Source organism: Citrobacter sp. LST-B2 (assembly GCF_057983045.1).
This window is the reverse complement of record NZ_CP192598.1, coordinates 970,248-993,046: the sequence shown is the minus strand read 5'-3', so window position 1 is coordinate 993,046 and position 22,799 is coordinate 970,248. Positions and strand designations below refer to the sequence as shown.

The following is a 22,799-nucleotide window of genomic DNA, read 5'->3' as shown; positions in this document are numbered from 1 at the left end:
TCCCACTCAAAGGAGTTTACGGAGCGGAGGAAAAGCTTGTCAAGCGAGTCACAACGCTTACCTGAGTAAAAAACCCAATGTTTACGGCTAATATCAGCGTTGATTAAATTCTGTCCAACGAACGAAGCAAATTAACGTCATGAATATTTGTAAGAAAAAATCCCAAAACTCATCACCGCTTTAAAACGAACAATTATTCTCAGGAGGGAATATAAAGTGTCAGTTTGCGACGCGAGCGGCATTTTAGGACATATTGCATCATGAATACAGTCCCTGTTTATGGCTGCAAACACCGCGCACCAACAAGCCCGCCGAGACATTCGTGCTGGGGCGACAAAAAGTGTTTGTTAATTCGGCAATTCACGACAAGCATGTAACAAAATAATACATATCTAACCTGCCGTTACGTCTCAATAACCTGAAACCGCCTCTGTTTCGTTTAAATACGGATTATTTCGGTAAAGTTGAGAAAATTATAAGGAATAATCTTAATTATGGTGAGGGTATTGTGGAGAGGGGAGCGTTAAGTTGCGCCAGAAAAATTGTCTTCTGGCGCAGAATTCAAAAATTGACTAGCTGCGGCTTAATACGCCACGACGATAGAGATTACGTTTAATGCGCGTTAAACCAGGTTTTGGTTTACGCGGCTCATCCAGACTCGCCAGGACAATTTCCAGCACGCGCTCTGCAACATCACGATGGCGCTGCGCCACGGCCAGAACCGGGCACTGTAAGAAATCCAGCAGTTCGTTGTCGCCAAAGGTCGCAATCGCCAGGTCGGAAGGCAGCTTACCATCACGACGCAACGTCACATCCATCACCCCCTGCAACAGGGCAAATGAGGTGGTAAACAGCGCCTGCGGCATCGGATGCGTCTCCAGCCATTTTTCAAATAGCTGTGCCGCCGCGTCACGCTCATAGCTGTTGGCATACAGAAAATTCACTTCACGCGGATCGTCTTTCCAGGCAGCACGGAAACCCTGCTCGCGCAGGAAGCTCACAGACAACTCCGGCAGCGCGCCCAGATAGAGCACGGTGTCAGCCGGGAACTTACGCAACTCTGCGGCCAGCATTTCGGCATCGTCCTGATCGGCACCCACGACACTGGTAAAATGTTCACGATCTAATGCACGATCCAGCGCCACAATTGGGAAGGTATCATTGGCCCAGCGTTGATAGAACGGGTGTTCCGGCGGCAACGATGTGGAGACAATGATCGCATCAACCTGACGCTGTAAAAGATGTTCAATGCAACGCATTTCGTTATCAGGCTGATCTTCCGAACAGGCAATCAGCAGTTGATAACCACGCTGGCGCGCCTGGCGTTCAAGATAATTCGCAATACGGGTATAGCTCGTGTTCTCCAGATCCGGGATCACCAGACCGATAGAACGTGTGCGTCCAGCACGCAGCCCGGCAGCCACAGCATTCGGGTGGTAATTATGCTCACGCACCACCGCCATGACTTTTTCGACAGTCTTGTCGCTCACGCGGTATTGCTTTGCTTTTCCGTTAATTACGTAGCTTGCAGTCGTTCGCGATACACCAGCCAGCCGAGCGATTTCATCCAGTTTCACAATTGCCCCTTGCGTAAAATGTACAAACCATAACCATTGTAACGGCATGGGTTAAAATCGGTAACATCTAAGCGCAGAATAGTTACTGCGGCAACCGCTTTTATTCCGGGTTACCACGGATTTCGCAAAAAAATGCCCAACGGAGGACGTTGGGCATATGAATTAACGAAAAGAGAATGATTAGCGCATTATTTTGTCGCCGCGCGATAGTCCCACCACCCCGGAACGCGCAACCTCAACGATTTTCGCCACTTCGCGCAGCGTTGCCAGAAAAGCGTCCAGCTTATCGCTGGTCCCCGCCAGCTGAACGGTGTAGAGGTTTGGCGTGACATCAATAATCTGCCCACGAAAAATCTCCGTGTTGCGTTTCACCTCTTCCCGACCATAGCCGCTGGCCTGAATCTTCACGAGCATGATTTCGCGCTCGACGTGCGCGCCGTGCCCAAGTTCGCTGACCCGCAACACATCCACCAGCTTGTGCAGTTGCTTTTCAATTTGCTCCAGTACTTTCTCGTCGCCTACCGTCTGGATGGTCATACGAGAGAGCGTCGGATCGTCCGTCGGCGCGACGGTCAGGCTCTCAATGTTGTAACCCCGCTGAGCAAAAAGGCCGATCACGCGCGACAGCGCACCGGATTCGTTCTCCAGCAGTACTGATAATATCCGGCGCATAATCAGGTCCTCTCCGTTTTACTTAACCACATTTCATCCATCCCGCCGCCGCGAATCTGCATCGGGTAGACGTGTTCGCTGCCATCGACGGTAACATCAACAAACACCAGACGACCGTTTTTCACTTGCGCCAGCGCTTCACTCAATTGACTTTCCAGTTGATCAGGACGAGAAATCTGAATGCCGACATGTCCGTAGGCTTCCGCCAGGCGAACAAAATCAGGCAGCGACTGCATATACGATTGAGAGTGACGACCCGAGTAGATCATGTCCTGCCACTGCTTCACCATGCCCAGATAACGGTTGTTCAGGTTTAGCACCAGAACCGGCAGTTTATACTGCAGCGCGGTCGACAACTCCTGAATGTTCATCTGAATACTGCCGTCACCGGTCACACAGACCACCGTTTCCTCCGGCAGCGCCATTTTTACCCCCAGTGCCGCAGGCAGGCCGAAACCCATCGTACCGAGACCACCAGAGTTGATCCAACGGCGCGGTTTATCGAAGGGGTAATAAAGGGCGGCAAACATCTGATGCTGACCCACATCCGACGTCACATACGCATCGCCATTGGTCAGACGCCAGATAGCCTCAATGACCGCCTGCGGTTTGATACTTTCGCTGTGCGTGTCATATTTCAGGCACTGACGCGCGCGCCAGCGTTCAATCTGTTGCCACCAGTCACGAATATCATCCAGCGGCTGCTGAGCGGATTCCTGCGGCAATAATTCCAGTAACTGCTCCAGCACCTGACGTGCATCCCCGACAATCGGGATATCCGCCGTCACCGTCTTGGAAATGGATGTCGGGTCGATATCAATATGCAACACCGTTGCATTCGGGCAATACTTGGCCAGATTATTCGTTGTGCGATCGTCAAAACGTACCCCAACGGCAAAAATCACATCGGCGTTATGCATCGTCATGTTGGCTTCATAAGTGCCATGCATGCCCAGCATCCCGAGCGACTGACGGTGCGTTGCGGGAAATGCCCCAAGCCCCATCAGCGAAGAGACCACCGGCAGGTTAAGCGTTTCGATGGTCTGACGCAGCTGCTCGTGGCATCCCGCCGTCACCGCCCCGCCGCCGACATAGACAACCGGTTTTTTTGCCGCAACCAGCGTTTGCAGAGCGCGCTTAATCTGCCCTTTATGGCCCGCCGTGGTCGGGTTATACGACCGCATGCTGACTGATTCTGGCCAGGAATAAGGCAGTTTTTTGCCGGGATTAAGAATATCCTTCGGCAAATCCACCACCACCGGACCCGGACGACCGCTCGCCGCCAGCCAGAAGGCCTTTTTCAGCACCTGTGGAATATCTTCCGTCTGCTTCACCAGAAAACTGTGTTTCACGACCGGGCGGGAGATCCCCACCATGTCGCACTCCTGAAAGGCGTCGTAGCCAATCAACGAGGTCGCGACCTGACCGGAAAGAATCACTAACGGAATAGAATCCATATACGCCGTTGCGATTCCAGTAATCGCATTGGTGGCGCCTGGGCCGGAAGTTACCAGCACCACGCCCACTTCCCCCGTTGCCCGCGCCAGGCCATCGGCCATATGCACGGCCGCCTGTTCATGGCGGACGAGCACATGATCGATCCCACCGACCGTATGCAACGCATCATAAATATCGAGGACGGCGCCCCCGGGATAACCGAATACCTGCTTAACGCCCTGATCGATAAGCGATCGGACGACCATTTCGGCTCCAGACAACATCTCCATGGCTTGCCTCACTGAATGACGATTAATGATGTGTAAAACACCTTAACCGCTCCCCAGGGCGCAGGCAATTCAGAGAAAGGGGGAAAGACGCCGGAAAATAAGCATAAAAGAGAGGTAAGCGACGAAGAAACGGTGAATTAAACTAAATTTTTCTCAGATAATGAGAATTAATCGGTTGAAAATGGGCGCATACAGCGAATCATCAATTTTTACGCGAATGAAAGAAAGATAGCCAGACTCAATTCAGAATAAAATGCCAATAAATAAAAAACAGACAGGATAAACCGGATGTCTGCACCCGGTTTATCTCATTCATGCCTAACGCTTGCAGACGGAAGCTAACAATTCTTCCATCCATTGGTGCCCTTTGTCCCGACCCGCAGCTTCATGCCATGACAGATAACAAGTTCTGCTATTCAATTTTAAAGGTAACGGTAATATTTGTAGATCCAGAGAGGGTGCAAACTCTTCAGCTAACCAGCGAGGGGCAATAGCCACCAGATGCGTTTGCGAAACAACATTAAGCACACTGATTAATGCCATCCCCTGATAGGCTACACACGATTGCGAATCAACCGAGTCATACCAGGGCCGACTAAACGAGTCAAAACGGTCAAGTGAAACGACCGCATGCTGTTCATTATAAACATCGCTTTCCACCAATGGTCCGTTAATGCGTGGATGCTTACGACTGGCGACCAGCACCATTTCGTCATTAAACAATGGAATACTTGTAAATTCAGGACGACGGAATTCTTCATAACTAATAACGAACTCAGTTTCCTGATAACGTAATTGGTGTTCAGTATCCTTATTTAAAGAGGACTTAAATACAACATGAATATTAGGGGCGATTTTTTCAATACGATTATAAATTAAAGAGGTCAGAATATTATCCAGCGGACTGCAAACGCAAAGATGAAACACACGCTCACTGCTGCCAGGTTCAAATCCTGAACCGGGCAATTCATTCTGCACTAATTGCAGCGCCTGGCGGACGGAACCGAAAAGCTGGAAGGCCCGCGCGGTGGGTTGAATACCGCGACCGTAGCGAACAAAAAGTTCGTCATTAAACATCACTTTAAGACGCGCCACGGCGTTACTTACGGCTGGCTGCGACATGCCAAGAGCATGCGCGGCACGGGTAATATTCTGCTCCTGCATTACCGCATCAAATACAGTCAATAGATTAAGATCAACCATACGAAGTTGCGGTTTATCCATCTCTAAATGATGGGGATTAGGTTTATCAACGGTTACTTCTGGCATACTTAACTCCACTGTCACGCTTAACTCCCTTTTTGCTTGCCGGAATGCAGAGAAATAATCTCAGAAAATATGATTTACCATGCATATAAAATAAGAAAAAGGGCAGAGATAAAATTTCGGAAAACATAAAGGTGCGGGAAGATCGCCGTAAAAACCCCGCATCAGCACGATGTGGAATCCTTCCCCGCACGATAAATCATAAATTTCAATGACGGGAGCAATATAAACATAAGCGACGCCAATAAACAATCATGAGCTTTATGAATAAAATGCTGGCATTCAATTAAATTTTTATATTACTCACGCGTTAATTCTTAACATTAGCTTATCAATTGCCATATTCACCCCCATTATTAATTTATTATTAACTACCATAAAATCTTCAAAATCATATGGATAACTAATTTATTGCGTTCGTGACTTATCAGACTGCCGTGACAGCATTTGAAAAAAAGCGTGCTTAAATATGTCAAACGATGAAAAGTGTAAGCCCTCCGCCGTTTTTTCATCGGCAATAACAGAAAAAGTTCAGCACAATTAGCTAAATCCGCCCCTCCCTTTTCTTCTGACTGGGGCGGTGTTTTCAGCGGTGGGGTTGACATCAGTCATCGTATCCAGTACCACTAAAAGCATATCGCATTCGCCTGGAGTTGATTTAATGATTCGTATCGCTCGCTTTAACGGTCTACTACTACTAAACGCATCTTCGTTGCGCGGTAGACTGGTGAGCGGCATTCAGCATTAAGTCGTATCCAGTAAGATAAAAAACCCGCGCCGTTGCGCGGGTTTTTTTATGCTCGAAGCAAGGCGCCCTAAAGACTAAGGACCTAAAACATGAGCCAGCAAGTCATTATTTTCGATACCACTTTACGCGACGGTGAACAGGCGTTACAGGCAAGCCTGAGTGTGAAAGAGAAGCTGCAGATTGCGCTGGCCCTTGAGCGTATGGGTGTTGACGTGATGGAAGTCGGCTTTCCGGTCTCCTCTCCCGGCGACTTCGAATCCGTACAAACTATCGCTCGTCAGGTCAAGAACAGCCGGGTTTGCGCATTAGCCCGCTGTGTGGAAAAAGATATCGACGTCGCGGCTGAGTCGCTGAAGGTTGCTGAAGTCTTCCGTATTCATACCTTTATCGCCACCTCACCGATGCATATCGCTACTAAACTGCGCAGCACGCTGGACGAGGTGATTGAGCGCGCGGTCTATATGGTGAAACGCGCACGTAATTACACCGACGATGTTGAATTCTCTTGTGAAGATGCTGGCCGTACGCCGATCGCCGATCTGGCCCGCGTTGTGGAAGCCGCCATTAATGCTGGCGCTAAAACCATCAACATTCCGGACACCGTCGGTTACACCATGCCCTTCGAGTTTGCGGGCATTATCTCCGGTCTGTATGAGCGCGTACCAAACATCGATAAAGCGATCATTTCCGTCCACACCCATGACGACTTAGGTCTGGGCGTCGGCAACGCGCTGGCTGCGGTTCACGCTGGCGCACGTCAGGTAGAAGGCGCGATGAACGGCATTGGCGAGCGTGCCGGTAACTGTTCGCTGGAAGAGGTGATCATGGCGATTAAAGTTCGCCAGGATATCCTGAACGTCAACACTCGCATTAACCATCAGGAGATCTGGCGTACCAGTCAGTTGGTCAGCCAGATCTGCAACATGCCGATCCCGGCGAACAAAGCGATTGTCGGCAGCGGTGCGTTTGCCCACTCCTCAGGGATCCACCAGGACGGCGTGCTGAAGAACCGTGAAAACTACGAAATCATGACGCCGGAATCCATCGGTCTGAATCAGGTGCAGTTGAATCTGACCTCCCGTTCCGGGCGCGCAGCGGTAAAACACCGTATGGATGAGATGGGTTATAAAGAGAGTGAATACAGCCTGGACAATCTGTACGACGCTTTCCTGAAGCTGGCCGACAAGAAAGGTCAGGTGTTTGATTACGATCTGGAAGCGCTGGCGTTTATTGGTAAGCAACAGGAAGAGCCTGAGCACTTCCGCCTGGATTATTTCAGCGTCCAGTCTGGCTCTAACGATATCGCCACTGCCTCCGTCAAGCTGGCCTGCGGCAGTGACGTAAAAGCCGAAGCGGCTAACGGTAACGGCCCGGTCGATGCCATTTACCAGGCGATCAACCGCATTACCGATTACGACATTGAACTGGTGAAATATAGCCTGTCCGCCAAAGGACATGGCAAAGACGCACTGGGTCAGGTCGATATCGTCGCCAACTATAACGGACGTCGTTTCCACGGCGTCGGTCTGGCGACAGACATTGTTGAATCTTCCGCGAAAGCGATGGTGCACGTGCTGAACAACATCTGGCGTGCGGCAGAAGTCGAAAAAGAGTTGCAACGTAAAGCTCAGAACAACGAGAACAACAAGGAAACCGTGTGATGTCGAAGAATTACCATATTGCTGTTTTGCCGGGCGACGGTATTGGTCCGGAAGTGATGACGCAAGCCCTGAAAGTCCTGGACGCTATTCGCCATCGTTTTGAGATGCGCATTACCACCAGCCATTATGATGTCGGCGGCGCGGCGATCGACAACCACGGTCAACCGCTGCCGAAGGCGACGGTGGAAGGCTGCGAACAGGCCGATGCCGTTCTGTTTGGCTCCGTCGGCGGCCCGAAATGGGAACATCTGCCGCCGGACAGCCAGCCGGAACGCGGCGCGCTGCTGCCGCTGCGCAAGCACTTCAAACTGTTCAGCAACCTGCGTCCGGCAAAACTGTATCAGGGACTGGAAGCATTCTGCCCTCTGCGCGCCGACATCGCCGCGAATGGCTTCGACATTTTGTGCGTCCGTGAACTGACCGGCGGGATCTACTTCGGTCAGCCAAAAGGTCGCGAAGGCAGCGGCCAGCATGAAAAAGCGTTCGATACCGAGGTCTATCACCGCTTTGAAATTGAACGTATCGCGCGCATTGCGTTTGAGTCTGCGCGTAAACGCCGCCGTAAAGTGACCTCCATCGACAAAGCTAACGTTCTGCAAACGTCTATTTTGTGGCGCGAAATCGTCAATGAAATTGCCAAAGAATATCCGGACGTTGAGCTGGCGCACATGTACATCGACAACGCCACCATGCAGTTGATTAAAGACCCGTCCCAGTTTGACGTGCTGCTGTGCTCCAACCTGTTTGGCGACATTCTGTCTGATGAATGCGCGATGATCACCGGCTCGATGGGGATGTTGCCCTCCGCCAGTCTGAACGAGCAGGGTTTTGGTTTGTATGAACCGGCGGGCGGCTCCGCACCGGATATTGCCGGCAAGAATATTGCTAACCCGATTGCGCAAATTTTGTCGCTGGCGCTGCTGCTGCGCTACAGCCTGGATGCCGATGACGCGGCATCCGCCATTGAACGTGCGGTTAACCGCGCATTAGAAGAAGGTATCCGCACCGGTGATTTAGCCCGTGGCGCGGCTGCCGTCGGTACCGATGAGATGGGCGACATCATTGCTCGTTATGTCGCACAAGGGGTGTAATCATGGCTAAAACGTTATACGAAAAATTGTTTGATGCGCACGTCGTCTATGAAGCGCAAAACGAAACCCCGCTGCTGTATATCGACCGACATCTGGTGCATGAAGTGACCTCTCCGCAGGCGTTCGACGGCCTGCGTGCGCATGGTCGCCCGGTTCGCCAGCCGGGTAAAACCTTTGCCACGATGGATCACAACGTCTCCACGCAGACCAAAGATATCAATGCGTCCGGCGAGATGGCGCGTATCCAGATGCAGGAACTGATTAAGAACTGTAACGAATTTGGCGTTGAGCTGTACGATCTGAACCACCCGTATCAGGGCATCGTTCACGTGATGGGGCCCGAACAAGGCGTCACCCTGCCGGGAATGACCATCGTCTGCGGCGACTCGCATACCGCGACCCACGGCGCCTTTGGCGCGCTGGCGTTCGGTATCGGCACCTCCGAAGTCGAGCACGTGCTGGCTACCCAGACCCTGAAGCAGGGCCGCGCCAAAACCATGAAGATTGAAGTCAAAGGCACCGCAGCGCCGGGAATCACCGCCAAAGACATCGTACTGGCGATTATCGGTAAAACCGGTAGCGCCGGCGGTACCGGTCATGTCGTTGAGTTTTGTGGCGATGCCATCCGAGCCCTGAGCATGGAAGGCCGCATGACCCTGTGCAACATGGCGATTGAAATGGGTGCCAAAGCCGGATTAGTCGCCCCGGATGAAACCACCTTTAACTACGTCAAAGGTCGTCTGCACGCGCCGAAAGGTAAAGATTTTGATGACGCAGTCGCGTACTGGAAAACGTTGCAAACCGACGCCGACGCACGCTTTGATACGGTTGTCACCTTACAAGCTGAAGAGATTGCTCCTCAGGTGACCTGGGGAACCAATCCGGGCCAGGTGATCTCCGTGACGGACAACATTCCCGATCTGGCGTCGTTTACCGATCCGGTTGAGCGCGCCAGTGCTGAAAAAGCGCTGGCCTATATGGGCCTGAAACCGGGTGTACCGTTAACGGAAGTGGCGATCGATAAAGTGTTCATCGGCTCGTGCACTAACTCGCGTATTGAAGATTTGCGCGCCGCCGCAGAGGTCGCCAAAGGTCGTAAAGTCGCGCCGGGCGTCCAGGCGCTGGTGGTTCCAGGATCCGGTCCGGTCAAAGCACAGGCAGAAGCGGAAGGGTTAGATAAGATCTTTATCGAAGCCGGATTCGAATGGCGTCTGCCGGGGTGCTCCATGTGTCTGGCGATGAATAACGATCGCCTGAACCCGGGCGAACGCTGCGCGTCAACCAGCAACCGTAACTTTGAAGGGCGTCAGGGCCGCGGTGGGCGTACCCATCTGGTCAGCCCGGCGATGGCCGCGGCTGCCGCCGTTACCGGTCATTTTGCCGACATTCGCAGCATCAAATAAGGAGACTCCCATGGCAGAGAAATTTACCCAACATAACGGCCTGGTTGTCCCGCTGGATGCCGCCAACGTCGATACTGACGCCATCATTCCTAAGCAGTTTTTGCAGAAGGTTACCCGCACCGGTTTTGGCGCGCACCTGTTCAATGACTGGCGTTTTCTGGATGAAAAAGGTCAGCAGCCGAATCCGGAGTTCGTCCTGAACTTCCCTGAATACCAGGGCGCCTCGATTCTGCTGGCGCGTGAAAACTTCGGCTGCGGCTCTTCTCGTGAGCACGCGCCGTGGGCGTTGACGGACTACGGCTTCAAAGTGGTGATTGCGCCGAGCTTCGCGGACATCTTCTACGGCAACAGCTTTAACAACCAGTTGCTGCCCGTGAAGTTAAGTGATGAAGAAGTCGACGAGTTGTTTACGCTGGTACAGGCGAATCCGGGTATTCACTTCGAAGTGGATCTGGAAGCGCAGGTCGTGAAAGCAGGCGAGAAAACGTATCACTTTAACATCGACGCCTTCCGCCGCCACTGCATGCTGAACGGTCTGGACAGCATCGGGTTGACGCTGCAACACGAAGACGCGATCGCCGCCTACGAAGAGAAACAACCGGCGTTTATGCGCTAAGTCCGCCATGCCGGGAGCACTGTGCTTATCCGGCCTACGGATTTCTGTAGGTCGGATAAGGCGTTAGCCACCATCTGGCAATCCATAAATCAAACGTCTTTCACCCGCCCGGTCATCACCAGCGTAACCAACGAAATCGCCGCAATCACCCAGTATACTGCGAAGTGACCATAGCTCTGAGCAACCGCGCCCTGGATCACCCCCGCCAGAATTACGCCGGTCGAAATACTGTTGGTAAATAGCGTCGTCGCCGATCCGGCCCTGCCCGGCATCAGATCCTGAAACCAGAGCATGCCAATACCGGCAATGATCCCGATAAACGCCGCATTAAACAGTTGCAATATCAGCAGCGCCTGATGGCTGTGGAAGAAAATCAGCCCGAGATAAAACAGCACGCCCGCGGTGACGGCAATAAGCATCATCCGGCGCTTACCGAAGCGTTTTACGTAAAAGCCGGCAAGGATCATGATCGGAATTTCCAGTCCTGCGGCGGTGCCCATCAGGATCCCGGCAAGCTTATCCGGCAGTCCAAGCTCCGCGCTAATCCATAACGGCATATCGATGATATACATGGTGTTGCAGGTCCACATCAGCGTGGAAGCGATAAACAACATGCGTACGTTTTTATCCTGCCAGCCACCAGTCTGGATCACTGGCGCATCCGCCGGTTGTTCAACGCGTGCGACAGACGGCAGCATAAAGGCAATAAGGATGAAACTGAGCGCAAAAATCGCGGCGGCAATCGAAAACATCACGGTAAAACCGTAATTCAGCGCCAGCATAAAGGCCATCGGCGGGCCAATCACCCACGCCAGTGAAAGCTGCGCACGCATCACAGAGCTGAACATCACCACTTCTCGCGCCGAGCTGTCGGCATATTCCCGCGCCAGCGCGAACAATTGCGGCATCGCGGTATTTGCCAGCGACGCCAGCAGTACGCCGCAGGTGATCAGCGTCAGGTAGTGGCGATTAAAGGCAAACAGCAGCGCATTACCGATGGCCATCAGGCAACAAAACAGAATCAGCTTGCGCCGGTCTCCCTGGCTGTCCGAGCGTTTTGCCAGAACAAGGCTTACGCCAATCCCGGCGATGGCGTTAACGGTGTAAAACAGCCCCACCCAGAACGGCTGCGCCCCGACCTCGCGACTGAGAAACAGGCTCAGCGTCGGCGCCTGTAGCGCCCCCGCCACGCCCATCATAAATGCGACGAGCATAAACGCCGCGTAAACACCGTTGAGACGTCGTCCCATCGTCATTAACCAGAGCATATCTTTCCTTAGTCAGCGCAGCCGAAACGAAAAAAGCCAGCAGATAATACCTGCTGGCGCGGTGATTAACACCAATACTCAGTCACACATGATGTCTGCTACTCCAGGGTCAGGCTGTCACCTCCCACTGCATCAGTTCTTCCAGCATCTTTAAGCGCTGCGGCGCGCTCAGGCAAGCCAACCAGGACAACCCTTCTGTCGCGGCAAAGTACTTCTGATAAAACTGGCGCATATAGATGACCCCGTCATAGTGCTTCATCGGAATGTATTATTGGCCTAATATAGGGATAATAAAATTGCTGAGTTTTCCGCAGGAGTTCCCCTTTTATGTCTTCTGGCCGTCTGCAACAACAGTTCATCCGCTTGTGGCAATGCTGCGACGGCAAAACACAGGACACCACGCTCAACGAACTGGCGGATCTGCTGAACTGCTCGCGCCGTCATATGCGCACGCTGCTCAATACCATGCAGGAGCGCGGCTGGCTGACGTGGGAGGCGGAAGTGGGACGCGGAAAACGTTCACGCTTAACCTTCCTGTATACCGGACTGGCGCTCCAGCAACAGCGCGCGGAAGATCTGCTGGAGCAGGATCGCATCGATCAACTGGTGCAACTGGTCGGCGACAAAACGGCCGTGCGGCAGATGCTGGTTTCCCATCTGGGCCGCAGCTTCCGTCAGGGCCGTCACATCCTGCGCGTACTTTACTATCGTCCAATGCAAAATCTGCTGCCCGGCAGCGCACTGCGTCGCTCAGAAACCCACATTGCCCGCCAAATCTTCAGCGCCCTGACCCGCGTAAATGAGGAAAATGGGGAACTGGAAGCCGACATAGCCCACCACTGGCAGCAAATCTCCCCCCTGCACTGGCGCTTTTTCCTGCGTCCGGGGATCCATTTTCACCACGGTCGTGAACTGGAAATGGACGATGTGGTGTCGTCACTGACACGCATTAACGTCTTACCGCTCTATTCGCACATCAGCGAGATCGTTTCACCCACGCCCTGGACGCTGGACATTCATCTTTCGCAACCCGATCGCTGGCTCCCGTGGCTGCTGGGCCAGGTCCCGGCGATGATCCTGCCGCGCGAATGGGAAACCCTGAGCAATTTTTCCAGCCATCCGATTGGCACCGGCCCATACGCGGTGATACGGAATACTCGTAATCAGCTGAAAATTCATGCATTTGATGATTTCTTCGGTTATCGGGCCCTGATTGATGAAGTGAACGTCTGGGTTCTGCCGGATATCGGCGACGAACCAAACGGCGGCCTGACGCTGAAAGGTCCCACGGAAGATGAGAAGGCTATCGAAAGCCGCCTGGAAGAGGGATGCTATTATCTGTTGTTCGACGCCCGCACCCATCGCGGCGCCAATCAGGAGGTTCGGGAGTGGGTCAGTCGCGTACTGTCACCAAGTAACCTGCTTTACTATGCCGATGAACAGTATCAACGTCACTGGTTCCCGGCCTATGGCTTACTGCCCCGCTGGCATCACGCGCGACCGGGTCACGGCGAGAAACCTGCCGGGCTGGAGACGCTCACGCTGACCTATTATCACGAACACATCGAACACCAGGTGATTGCACAGATCATGAGTCAGCTTCTGGCTGAACATCAGGTGAAGCTAGAGATTCAGGAGATCGACTACGATCAATGGCATGCCGGGGAAATTGAAAGCGACATCTGGCTTAACAGCGCCAACTTCACCCTGCCGCTCGACTTCTCTTTGTTCGCGCATCTGTGTGAAGTCCCGCTGTTACAGCACTGCATTCCGCTGGACTGGGAAGCCGACGCCGCGCGCTGGCGCACCGGCGAAATGAATCTGGCCATGTGGTGTCAGCAATTGCTTGCCAGCAAAGCCATTGTCCCGCTGATCCACCACTGGCTGATTATTCAGGGCCAGCGCAGTATGCGCGGCCTGCGCATGAACACCCTCGGCTGGTTCGACTTTAAATCTGCGTGGTTTGCGCCGCCGGATCCATGATTGCCGCAACGCGGCAAAATCACTACACTAACGCCGTTCTCAACGGGGTGCTAATAAACATACACAAAATCATTCAAGCTGCAGCAAGGCGGCAAGCGAGTGAATCCCAAGGAGCATAGAACACTATGTGACTGGGGTGAGCGGACGCAGCCAACACAGAGGCTGCTTGAATGATGAAGCGTATGGGCTGAGATAATACCCGTCGAACCTGATCCGGATAACGCCGGCGAAGGGATTTGAGGCTACAGCTCAAAATCCTTTGCCACCCATCTTTTGAGGTGCAAAGTGTTGAAAAAATGTCTTCCCCTTTTACTCCTGTGCGCAGCGCCTGCCTTCGCAAAACCGGTTCTCACCGTCTACACCTACGACTCGTTCGCCGCAGACTGGGGCCCTGGCCCGGCGGTGAAAAAAGCCTTTGAAGCCGACTGCAACTGTGAACTGAAGCTGGTGGCGCTGGAAGATGGCGTGTCGTTACTTAATCGCCTGCGAATGGAAGGGAAAAACAGCAAGGCCGACGTGGTGCTGGGACTGGATAACAACCTGCTTGAAGCGGCGACGCAAACCCAATTGTTCACGAAAAGCGGTGTCGCCAGCGAGGCGGTCAATGTCCCAGGCGGCTGGAAGAATGACACCTTCGTCCCGTTTGATTACGGCTACTTCGCTTTCGTGTATGACAAAAACAAACTGAAAAACCCACCGAAAAGCCTGAAGGAGCTGGTCGAGAGCGATCAGAAATGGCGGGTGATTTATCAGGATCCGCGCACCAGTACGCCAGGACTTGGGCTGATGCTGTGGATGCAGAAAGTGTATGGCGATAAAACGCCGCAAGCGTGGCAGAAGCTGGCGGCCAAAACCGTCACTGTCACCAAAGGCTGGAGCGAAGCTTATGGCCTGTTCCTGAAAGGTGAAAGCGATTTGGTGCTGAGCTACACCACCTCTCCGGCGTATCACATCATCGAAGAGAAAAAAGAGAACTACGTGGCGGCCAACTTTAGCGAAGGCCATTACCTGCAGGTGGAGGTCGCCGCGCGTACTGCCGCCAGCAAGCAACCTGAGCTGGCAGAAAAGTTCCTCAAATTCATGGTGTCACCCGCGTTCCAGAATGCTATCCCGACCGGCAACTGGATGTATCCGGTGGCAAATGTCACCCTGCCTGCCGGATTCGAACAACTGACTCAACCCGCAACGACCCTGGAATTCACGTCAGCGGAAGTGGCAGCACAACGCCAGGCATGGATTAGCGAATGGCAACGCGCCGTCAGCCGTTAATTGCCGGCTGGCTGATCCCTGGCCTTTGTGCCGCCACGTTGATGGTGACGGTGGCGCTGGCCGCATTTCTGGCATTGTGGTTCAACGCGCCGCAGGCGGCGTGGTCCTCGCTGTGGCAGGACAGCTACCTGTGGCACGTGGTGCGTTTTTCCTTCTGGCAGGCCTTCCTGTCGGCGGTGCTTTCTGTTGTTCCAGCCATCTTCCTTGCCCGTGCACTGTACCGACGCCGTTTTCCGGGGCGTCTGGCCCTGCTGCGCCTGTGCGCCATGACGCTGATCCTCCCCGTGCTGGTTGCGGTGTTTGGTATTCTCAGCGTCTATGGACGCCAGGGGTGGCTGGCTTCGCTCTGGCACGTGCTTGGACTGGAGTGGACCTTCTCGCCTTACGGGTTGCAGGGCATCCTGCTGGCTCACATCTTTTTTAATCTGCCGATGGCAAGCCGCCTGCTGTTGCAGTCGCTGGAGAATATCCCTGGCGAGCAGCGTCAGCTTGCCGCCCAACTGGGTATCCGCGGTTGGCAGTTCTTCCGCTTTGTCGAGTGGCCATGGCTGCGTCGCCAAATCCCACCGGTCGCTGCGCTGATTTTTATGCTCTGTTTTGCCAGTTTCGCCACCGTGCTGTCGCTGGGCGGCGGGCCGCAGGCGACCACCATTGAGCTGGCGATTTATCAGGCGCTGAATTTCGACTACGATCCTGCCCGCGCCGCCATGCTGGCGCTGATCCAGATGGTGTGCTGTCTGGCGCTGGTGCTCCTCAGTCAGCGATTGAGTAAAGCTATTGCTCCCGGCACAACACTGGTTCAGGGTTGGCGCGATCCGGACGATCGGCTGCACAGCCGTTTAACCGATGCCCTGCTGATCGTCCTCGCGCTGCTGCTGTTGCTTCCACCGTTGTTGGCGGTGATGGTCGACGGGGTGAATCGCCATCTGCTGGACGTGCTCGCGCAGCCCATTTTGTGGCAGGCGGTGTGGACTTCGCTGCGTATTGCGCTGGCAGCGGGTCTGCTGTGCGTGATCCTGACGATGATGCTGCTGTGGAGCAGCCGCGAACTGCGCGCCCGTCAGCAGTTGATGGCAGGACAAGCGCTTGAGCTAAGCGGGATGCTTATTCTGGCGATGCCAGGCATCGTGCTGGCCACCGGCTTCTTCCTGTTGCTCAATAACAGCATCGGCCTGCCGGAGTCCGCTGACGGCATCGTGATTTTCACCAATGCGCTGATGGCCATTCCCTACGCGCTGAAAGTGCTGGAAAACCCGATGCGCGATATTACCGCCCGCTACACCATGCTGTGTCAGTCGCTGGGGATTGAAGGCTGGCAGCGGCTAAAAGTGGTAGAACTGCGGGCATTGATGCGTCCGCTGGCGCAGGCGCTGGCCTTTGCCTGTGTGCTGTCTATCGGCGATTTTGGCGTGGTGGCGCTGTTCGGCAACGATGATTTCCGCACCCTGCCGTTTTATCTGTATCAGCAAATTGGCTCTTACCGCAGTCAGGACGGTGCCGTCACTGCGCTCTTATTGCTGATCCTGTGCTTTATTTTATTTACCGTTATTGAGACGTTACCGGGGCGAAATGTTAAGACTGACTGATATCACCTGGCTCTACCACCATTTGCCCATGCGCTTTACGCTGTCCGTGGCGCGCGGTGAACAGGTGGCGATTCTGGGGCCAAGCGGCGCAGGGAAAAGTACGTTACTGAGTCTGATTGCCGGTTTTCTCACGCCTACCCGCGGCACCCTGTTGATCGAAGGGGAAGACCACACCACCACGCCGCCATCACGTCGTCCGGTTTCGATGTTGTTTCAGGAGAACAATCTGTTCAGCCATCTAAACGTTGAGCAAAACATCGGTCTGGGGTTGGATCCAGGACTGAAATTAAGCGCCGAACAGAAAGAGAAGCGCCTGCATATCGCGCAACAAATGGGGATCGAGACGCTGATGGCCCGCCTGCCCGGAGAGCTTTCCGGCGGTCAACGCCAGCGTGTGGCACTGGCGCGCTGTCTGTTACGCGAACAGCCGATCCTGCTGCTTGACGAACCCTTTTCAGCCCTCGATCCTGCGCTACGCCAGGAGATGCTGACCCTGGTAAGCGATATCTGCCATGCCCGGCAACTGACGCTACTGATGGTGTCGCACAGTGTCGAAGATGCGGCGCGCATTGCCCCGCGCTCAGTGGTCGTGGCCGACGGTCGCATCGCGTGGCAGGGCGAAACGGATGAATTGCTGAGCGGTAAAGCCAGCGCCTCAGCGCTGTTGGGGATTAAAAAATAATGGATTGCCGGATGGCGCTTACGCTTATCCGGCAGGAATATCAGTAGCCCACCACTTTTTGCAGAATATCGAGATACATCGGCATCAGCGGGTGGCGCAGCAACGTCACCAGCGCAACAATCCCCATCCCCAACACGATCGGCGCCAGCCAGAGCAGACGTCTTTTTGGCAGGTAATGCGTTAAGCGATCCGTCGCGGCTTTTCCACTACGCCACAGGCGCCAGCACAGCCAGCCACCGAACCACAGCAGGATGGCTGTCGCCAGCAGCAGCCACTTAAACTCGCCACTTTGCATACCCGCCGGAATATCAATTGCCGCACCAGCCAGAATCCCCGGCAGAAAATAAAATGGCGGCCAGAGCAGGCAGCCAATAATGTTGGGCGTGATGAATTTCGCCACCGGCAGATCGAGCATTCCGGCGACCATCGGCACCAGCGGGCGCGTTGGGCCAACAAAGCGTCCCACCAGAATCGTGAACATACTGTGCTGATGCAGTGCGTGCTCGGTTTTATCGAGCAGCGCTTTGTTCTTTTTCATGAACGACCAGCGGTGCAGCGGTTTTTTGAAACGCCAGCCCAGCCAGAACGAGATCCAGTCGCCAAGCAGACAGCCGATAATTCCCGCCAGCCATGCATGCCAGAAGTTGAGTTCCCCGCTGCCTATCAGGGCGCCCAGCCCGGCCATCAATACCGTTCCCGGTAAAATCAACCCCACCAGCGCCAGCGATTCCAGGAAGGCCACCAGCGCCACAGCAATCAAAGCGTACATGGCGGACTGGAGAATAAAGTGTTCCAGCAATGCTTGCATAATGCGTCCGTCAGTTTTACGAAACAGGGATTCTGCAAACCCATCCCTGCGACGTCAAGCGACCAATCATCTGAATAGTTACAGGTTATGACATCTTCACGGGCACATCATTCACTTTTTCTTCACAACCGCACGACGGCATGCTGTAAGGCCAGGCATTTGAGTCATCTCACGGTTTCGTAGTATTCCAGTTCAAGGGCATCCCTTTTTTGGTGTACACAATACCGTTGGTAGTTATCAGCGTAATCACGCTGATCGTGATACACCCACAAACAATTATATTTCACAGAAGGACTTAATTGCTGCAAAAAATCTAATAAACATGTTTTTTTAGCAATAATATCATTAATATTGCTCCACTTTATGACAACATAGGTATGTTGATCATCCAGGTCATAATAATGTTCATATTCAACTTCTTTTGATAGTTGTGGTACCTTTTTCAGAATATCAGGGGTATATAACCAGTAAGAAATAATGTCATCACGTCTGTAATGATGATCCCCTGACATCAGAGCAAAACAACCAAAGAAGACGATAAAAGGGAACAGAAGCAATGACAATAATAGTAAAATCCATTTTTTCATGTTCACCATTGCCTCTGTGGTGAGTGAGAGTGCAGAAGAAAAAAAGTGGACGTTCAAAGGGAGAGTCAGCATAATTTGTCGTATCAGATACTGACACTGAACCATAAAGCTCATGGTTTATCCTGTCTTTGTTCTTAAAAAAACCATTGACAGGACTATTATGAAACTGATTATATAATACACTGGGAAATGAACCATCCAGAGGTTTTATATAACTTAACCATTCTGGAAGAAGTTTTTTGATAGGTTCACCATATTTAAATGGTGATATCGTCGAAAATAGTTTGGGCGAAAACTCTTTATTCTTAAAAGTACCTATCGGATCATGAGCATCCCATATTTGTATGGCTGTTTCATAGGATACGGGGTTCGCCAGCCAAAGTGGATCTGGGCCAGTGCCAAAAACACGATAAAAACCAACTAAATCAGAAAGTAAGTCCTCAACGCTAAAACCACTATCGGTATACCAGTTGAAGAGAATTGAGTCTTGCCATGCTTCAAATCTTTTTGCAGTTCCATACATAATGGTTAAGGCAACCTTTGCCTTAAGGGCAGGAGAAAGGCATGAGCGAACCATAACCTGCGTATGTACACCAGTATGAAAATTCAGGTCAACACCAAATAATCTTCTCCTTACTTCCATTTCCTGGTAATAATTTACTGGGAAGTACCAGTCATTGAATTTTTCATAGTATTTAGCAAAATGTTCTTGTTCCAGTTTTCTCTTTAACACTCTGGCATCATTCCCTTGCGCATGACCTAAATCAATCCATCCCAATTCCTCAGTATAAACAAGCCCATAATTTTTTGTTGTGGCAAACATACCATCAGTAATATCCATACGCTTACTCATCTGATACCTCCTTATATGAAAATTTTTATAGCAGATGAAGTTTTACAGAACAAATACAATGTTCTTATTTTTTATAGCGAACGATACACGAAATATATTATTCACAACCGGCACGGAACTCGCTCGGACTGGCGCCAGTACATTTTTTAAAGACGCGGGAGAAATAGAGCTGGTCGTCGAACCCGACATTGCGTCCAACGGTAGCAATCGGCATGCGTGTTGTACTGAGCAGCAGCTTCGCCTGGCTGATCCGCTGATCCTCACGCCAGCTCAACACGCTGATACCCAACTGTTGACGGAACAGGTGCGACAGGCGCGATGGCGACAGGCAGACATGCTGAGCAACGCTGGCAATATCGAAGTGGCTGTCCGCCAGATGATCGCTGATGTACTGACAGGCATCGCGCACGCGGTTATCCATCGGCGGATGCAGCGAAGCGTTGATCGCCTCCATGCGCCTCAGCAGTAACTGCTCCAGCAGGTTGATCGCCAGCAGTTCAGAGTAGCGCCCTTCCCCCTGTCCGGCGTGGATAATCTGGCCGAACAGCTCATTAAAGTGCGGCTGATGCGCTTCGTCCGGACGGAAAAAACCGGTCTGCGCAAAAATGGACGGCCAGGTGAGCCACTCCTGCCAGTAGGCGCGGGGACGAAAGTAAACCCACTGGTGATACCACTCGCTGGCATCCGGATGGCGTCCGTAGTGATGAATTTCACCCGGCGGGAACAACAAAATGTCACCGGGTCGGCAGACAAACTCCCGTCCCTGATTTTTAATCACCCCTTCCCCCCGAATCGTGAGGTTAAGGATATAGCCTTTCATCCCCAACGGCCTGTCGATAAAAAAATCCAGATATCCGTTGGCGTCTATCGGCGTTAAACCGGCGACCAGATGCGCGTTAAACGAGTACCCTGGCAGGAGAGGGTCATTTTGCGGTTCAGCCATAATTTCACGACTCCCGAGGTTCAGTGAGGAAACAAATTGTCCATATTACGCAGGACAGTATGGTTTGCGTCCTGCCTTGTTGCCGCACCATCACGGGCGGCCCCATCAACCCCGCTTGTGAAAAGCATTATGTCACGACTCAGTACGATGACTGCCACAAAAACGGGTAACAAAAGTGTCTATAACCAGAGCAGAAATGTCCACATTGATTATTTGCACGGCGTCACACTTTGCGATGCCATAGCATTTTAATCCATAAGATTAGCGGATCCTACCTGACGGTTTTTATCCCCACTCACTACTGTTTCTCCATACCCGTATTTCTGGATGGAGCAAGAGGATGGCAATTGCAATTGGCCTCGATTTTGGCAGTGATTCTGTGCGCGCGCTGGCTGTGGAATGCGCCACCGGCGAAGAAATCGCCACCAGCGTTGAGTGGTACCCGCGCTGGCAGGAAGGACGTTTTTGTGACGCCCCGAACAACCGGTTCCGCCATCACCCCCGCGACTACATGGAGTCGATGGAAGCCGCACTGAAAAGCGTATTGGCGGAACTCAGCGTGGCGCAACGTGCCGAGGTCGTTGGGATTGGCGTCGACAGTACGGGCTCAACGCCAGCGCCGATTGACGCCGATGGCAACGTGCTGGCACTCCGGGAAGAGTTCGCGGAAAACCCAAACGCGATGTTCGTCCTGTGGAAAGACCACACGTCAGTGGAAGAAGCCGAAGCCATTACCCGTCTGTGCCATACGCCGGGCAACGTCGATTACTCCCGTTACATCGGCGGCATTTACTCCAGCGAATGGTTCTGGGCCAAGATCCTTCATGTCACCCGCGAAGACCGCGCAGTTGCCCAGGCTGCCGTCTCGTGGGTTGAGCTGTGCGACTGGGTGCCAGCCCTCCTTTCTGGTACTACGCGCCCGCAGGATATCCGCCGGGGTCGTTGCAGCGCCGGGCACAAATCATTATGGCATGAAAGCTGGGGCGGTCTGCCGCCTGCCAGTTTCTTCGACGAGCTCGATCCGCTGATTAACCAGCATTTGCAATACCCCCTGTTCACCGACACGTTCACTGCCGATCTGCCAGTTGGTACGCTGTGCGCCGAGTGGGCGCAGCGCCTTGGTCTGCCGGAGAACGTCGTCATCTCTGGCGGCGCGTTCGACTGCCACATGGGTGCCGTCGGCGCGGGCGCACAGCCCAATGCGCTGGTGAAAGTCATTGGAACCTCCACCTGCGACATCCTGATTGCGGACAAACAGAGCGTCGGCGAGCGCGCCGTGAAAGGCATTTGTGGGCAAGTCGATGGCAGTGTGGTCCCCGGTTTTATCGGTCTGGAGGCCGGACAGTCTGCCTTTGGCGATATCTACGCGTGGTTTGGTCGCATTCTCGGCTGGCCGCTGGAGCAACTCGCCGCGCAGCATCCGGAACTGAAAGCGCAGATCAGCGCCAGCCAAAAACAACTGCTGCCCGCGCTGACCGACGCCTGGGCGAAAAACCCATCGCTGGATCACCTGCCGGTGGTGCTTGACTGGTTTAACGGCCGCCGCACGCCGAACGCAAACCAGCGTCTGAAAGGGGTGGTGACCGATCTGAATCTGGCCACGGATGCCCCGGCGCTGTTCGGCGGTCTGATAGCCGCAACCGCCTTTGGCGCAAGAGCCATTATGGAATGCTTTACCGAACAAGGTATTGCGGTTAACAACGTCATGGCGCTGGGCGGCATCGCCAGGAAAAACAAGGTCATTATGCAGGCCTGCTGCGATGTCCTGAACCGTCCGCTACAAATCGTCGCCTCCGATCAGTGCTGTGCGCTGGGCGCGGCTATCTTTGCCGCCGTGGCTGCCGGGGTGCATGCCGATATTCCTGCGGCGCAGCAGAAAATGGCCAGCGCGGTGGAAAACACGCTGCAACCTCGCCCCGACCAGGCACAACGTTTCGAACAGCTTTATCGCCGCTACCAGCAGTGGGCGGTAAGCGCTGAGCAACATTATCTTCCGACTGCCACCCCGGTTAATACTGCGCCGGCTGACCAGGCAACCCTGACTCACTAAGGACACGAC

At 53.4% G+C, this 22,799-nt stretch carries 19 protein-coding genes; 10 read left to right on the top strand and 9 right to left on the bottom strand.

What is annotated here, in order from left to right:
* Positions 1 to 572 precede the first annotated feature (572 nt).
* The 4 genes from cra to leuO all read right to left on the bottom strand — a co-directional run bounded on the left by cra (position 573) and on the right by leuO (position 5,245).
* Complete coding sequence (gene cra, locus ACQ0PY_RS04800) at positions 573 to 1,577, bottom strand: catabolite repressor/activator (RefSeq protein WP_042997944.1); 1,005 nt, start codon at positions 1,575 to 1,577, stop codon at positions 573 to 575.
* A 180-nt stretch (positions 1,578 to 1,757) separates the two neighbouring features.
* Positions 1,758 to 2,249, bottom strand: a complete 492-nt coding sequence (gene ilvN, locus ACQ0PY_RS04795) for an acetolactate synthase small subunit (RefSeq protein ID WP_042997945.1) — start codon at positions 2,247 to 2,249, stop codon at positions 1,758 to 1,760.
* A gap of 2 nt (positions 2,250 to 2,251) precedes the next feature.
* The gene (ilvI, locus tag ACQ0PY_RS04790) at positions 2,252 to 3,976 is read right to left on the bottom strand and encodes an acetolactate synthase 3 large subunit (RefSeq protein ID WP_044267398.1); all 1,725 of its coding nucleotides are present in this window, start codon (positions 3,974 to 3,976) and stop codon (positions 2,252 to 2,254) included.
* 318 nt (positions 3,977 to 4,294) lie between these two features.
* Positions 4,295 to 5,245, bottom strand: coding sequence for a transcriptional regulator LeuO (leuO, locus tag ACQ0PY_RS04785; protein ID WP_042997947.1), 951 nt, complete (start codon positions 5,243 to 5,245; stop codon positions 4,295 to 4,297).
* A 658-nt stretch (positions 5,246 to 5,903) separates the two neighbouring features.
* Here leuO and leuL point away from each other — a divergent pair.
* The 5 genes from leuL to leuD all read left to right on the top strand — a co-directional run bounded on the left by leuL (position 5,904) and on the right by leuD (position 10,761).
* Entirely contained in the window at positions 5,904 to 5,990 is an 87-nt protein-coding gene (gene leuL / locus ACQ0PY_RS04780) for a leu operon leader peptide (protein WP_042323878.1), read from the top strand.
* Between the two features lie 89 nt (positions 5,991 to 6,079).
* Positions 6,080 to 7,651: a 2-isopropylmalate synthase gene (gene leuA / locus ACQ0PY_RS04775; RefSeq protein WP_109739875.1), complete on the top strand. Its 1,572-nt coding sequence runs from the start codon at positions 6,080 to 6,082 to the stop codon at positions 7,649 to 7,651.
* Positions 7,651 to 8,742, top strand: a complete 1,092-nt coding sequence (gene leuB, locus ACQ0PY_RS04770; RefSeq protein ID WP_042997949.1) for a 3-isopropylmalate dehydrogenase — start codon at positions 7,651 to 7,653, stop codon at positions 8,740 to 8,742. The genes leuA and leuB overlap by 1 nt, the downstream gene beginning before the upstream one ends.
* 2 nt (positions 8,743 to 8,744) lie before the next feature.
* A complete protein-coding gene (gene leuC, locus ACQ0PY_RS04765; RefSeq protein ID WP_109739874.1) occupies positions 8,745 to 10,145 on the top strand; it encodes a 3-isopropylmalate dehydratase large subunit in 1,401 nt (466 codons plus the stop codon).
* A 10-nt stretch (positions 10,146 to 10,155) separates the two neighbouring features.
* Complete coding sequence (leuD, locus tag ACQ0PY_RS04760) at positions 10,156 to 10,761, top strand: 3-isopropylmalate dehydratase small subunit (protein WP_044255511.1); 606 nt, start codon at positions 10,156 to 10,158, stop codon at positions 10,759 to 10,761.
* Positions 10,762 to 10,850: 89 nt separating this feature from the next.
* Here the strand turns inward: leuD and ACQ0PY_RS04755 are convergent, their stop codons facing one another.
* Both ACQ0PY_RS04755 and sgrT read right to left on the bottom strand, forming a co-directional pair.
* Positions 10,851 to 12,029, bottom strand: coding sequence for a sugar efflux transporter (locus tag ACQ0PY_RS04755; protein ID WP_109739873.1), 1,179 nt, complete (start codon positions 12,027 to 12,029; stop codon positions 10,851 to 10,853).
* Between the two features lie 109 nt (positions 12,030 to 12,138).
* Positions 12,139 to 12,261: a glucose uptake inhibitor SgrT gene (gene sgrT, locus ACQ0PY_RS04750; protein ID WP_042323887.1), complete on the bottom strand. Its 123-nt coding sequence runs from the start codon at positions 12,259 to 12,261 to the stop codon at positions 12,139 to 12,141.
* Positions 12,262 to 12,356: 95 nt separating this feature from the next.
* On the opposite strand from sgrT, the gene sgrR reads away from it, so the two are divergent.
* The 4 genes from sgrR to thiQ all read left to right on the top strand — a co-directional run bounded on the left by sgrR (position 12,357) and on the right by thiQ (position 17,549).
* Positions 12,357 to 14,012, top strand: a complete 1,656-nt coding sequence (sgrR, locus tag ACQ0PY_RS04745; RefSeq protein WP_109739872.1) for an HTH-type transcriptional regulator SgrR — start codon at positions 12,357 to 12,359, stop codon at positions 14,010 to 14,012.
* Between the two features lie 285 nt (positions 14,013 to 14,297).
* The gene (thiB, locus tag ACQ0PY_RS04740; RefSeq protein ID WP_044255518.1) at positions 14,298 to 15,281 is read left to right on the top strand and encodes a thiamine ABC transporter substrate binding subunit; all 984 of its coding nucleotides are present in this window, start codon (positions 14,298 to 14,300) and stop codon (positions 15,279 to 15,281) included.
* A complete protein-coding gene (thiP, locus tag ACQ0PY_RS04735; protein WP_109739871.1) occupies positions 15,257 to 16,867 on the top strand; it encodes a thiamine/thiamine pyrophosphate ABC transporter permease ThiP in 1,611 nt (536 codons plus the stop codon). The genes thiB and thiP overlap by 25 nt, the downstream gene beginning before the upstream one ends.
* On the top strand, positions 16,851 to 17,549 hold the full coding sequence (thiQ, locus tag ACQ0PY_RS04730; protein WP_109739870.1) for a thiamine ABC transporter ATP-binding protein ThiQ: 699 nt from the start codon (positions 16,851 to 16,853) through the stop codon (positions 17,547 to 17,549). The genes thiP and thiQ overlap by 17 nt, the downstream gene beginning before the upstream one ends.
* 40 nt (positions 17,550 to 17,589) lie before the next feature.
* Here the strand turns inward: thiQ and ACQ0PY_RS04725 are convergent, their stop codons facing one another.
* The 3 genes from ACQ0PY_RS04725 to araC all read right to left on the bottom strand — a co-directional run bounded on the left by ACQ0PY_RS04725 (position 17,590) and on the right by araC (position 20,740).
* On the bottom strand, positions 17,590 to 18,357 hold the full coding sequence (locus ACQ0PY_RS04725) for a DedA family protein (protein WP_042997957.1): 768 nt from the start codon (positions 18,355 to 18,357) through the stop codon (positions 17,590 to 17,592).
* Between the two features lie 483 nt (positions 18,358 to 18,840).
* Positions 18,841 to 19,797: a hypothetical protein gene (locus ACQ0PY_RS04720; protein ID WP_224788342.1), complete on the bottom strand. Its 957-nt coding sequence runs from the start codon at positions 19,795 to 19,797 to the stop codon at positions 18,841 to 18,843.
* Between the two features lie 97 nt (positions 19,798 to 19,894).
* On the bottom strand, positions 19,895 to 20,740 hold the full coding sequence (gene araC, locus ACQ0PY_RS04715; RefSeq protein ID WP_044255526.1) for an arabinose operon transcriptional regulator AraC: 846 nt from the start codon (positions 20,738 to 20,740) through the stop codon (positions 19,895 to 19,897).
* A 340-nt stretch (positions 20,741 to 21,080) separates the two neighbouring features.
* Here araC and araB point away from each other — a divergent pair, with 340 nt between their 5' ends.
* Entirely contained in the window at positions 21,081 to 22,790 is a 1,710-nt protein-coding gene (gene araB / locus ACQ0PY_RS04710) for a ribulokinase (RefSeq protein ID WP_109739869.1), read from the top strand.
* Positions 22,791 to 22,799 lie beyond the last annotated feature (9 nt).

What these genes read in the sequence shown, in the direction of transcription:
- thiQ (WP_109739870.1), top strand. Translation starts at nt 16,851, where the DNA reads ATGTTAAGACTGACTGATATCACCTGGCTCTACCACCATTTGCCCATG.
- ACQ0PY_RS04720 (WP_224788342.1), bottom strand. Translation starts at nt 19,797, where the DNA reads ATGAGTAAGCGTATGGATATTACTGATGGTATGTTTGCCACAACAAAA.
- ACQ0PY_RS04725 (WP_042997957.1), bottom strand. Translation starts at nt 18,357, where the DNA reads ATGCAAGCATTGCTGGAACACTTTATTCTCCAGTCCGCCATGTACGCT.
- ACQ0PY_RS04755 (WP_109739873.1), bottom strand. Translation starts at nt 12,029, where the DNA reads ATGCTCTGGTTAATGACGATGGGACGACGTCTCAACGGTGTTTACGCG.
- araC (WP_044255526.1), bottom strand. Translation starts at nt 20,740, where the DNA reads ATGGCTGAACCGCAAAATGACCCTCTCCTGCCAGGGTACTCGTTTAAC.
- sgrT (WP_042323887.1), bottom strand. Translation starts at nt 12,261, where the DNA reads ATGCGCCAGTTTTATCAGAAGTACTTTGCCGCGACAGAAGGGTTGTCC.
- leuL (WP_042323878.1), top strand. Translation starts at nt 5,904, where the DNA reads ATGATTCGTATCGCTCGCTTTAACGGTCTACTACTACTAAACGCATCT.
- leuC (WP_109739874.1), top strand. Translation starts at nt 8,745, where the DNA reads ATGGCTAAAACGTTATACGAAAAATTGTTTGATGCGCACGTCGTCTAT.
- leuB (WP_042997949.1), top strand. Translation starts at nt 7,651, where the DNA reads ATGTCGAAGAATTACCATATTGCTGTTTTGCCGGGCGACGGTATTGGT.
- leuA (WP_109739875.1), top strand. Translation starts at nt 6,080, where the DNA reads ATGAGCCAGCAAGTCATTATTTTCGATACCACTTTACGCGACGGTGAA.
- leuD (WP_044255511.1), top strand. Translation starts at nt 10,156, where the DNA reads ATGGCAGAGAAATTTACCCAACATAACGGCCTGGTTGTCCCGCTGGAT.
- araB (WP_109739869.1), top strand. Translation starts at nt 21,081, where the DNA reads ATGGCAATTGCAATTGGCCTCGATTTTGGCAGTGATTCTGTGCGCGCG.
- thiP (WP_109739871.1), top strand. Translation starts at nt 15,257, where the DNA reads ATGGCAACGCGCCGTCAGCCGTTAATTGCCGGCTGGCTGATCCCTGGC.
- sgrR (WP_109739872.1), top strand. Translation starts at nt 12,357, where the DNA reads ATGTCTTCTGGCCGTCTGCAACAACAGTTCATCCGCTTGTGGCAATGC.
- ilvN (WP_042997945.1), bottom strand. Translation starts at nt 2,249, where the DNA reads ATGCGCCGGATATTATCAGTACTGCTGGAGAACGAATCCGGTGCGCTG.
- leuO (WP_042997947.1), bottom strand. Translation starts at nt 5,245, where the DNA reads ATGCCAGAAGTAACCGTTGATAAACCTAATCCCCATCATTTAGAGATG.
- ilvI (WP_044267398.1), bottom strand. Translation starts at nt 3,976, where the DNA reads ATGGAGATGTTGTCTGGAGCCGAAATGGTCGTCCGATCGCTTATCGAT.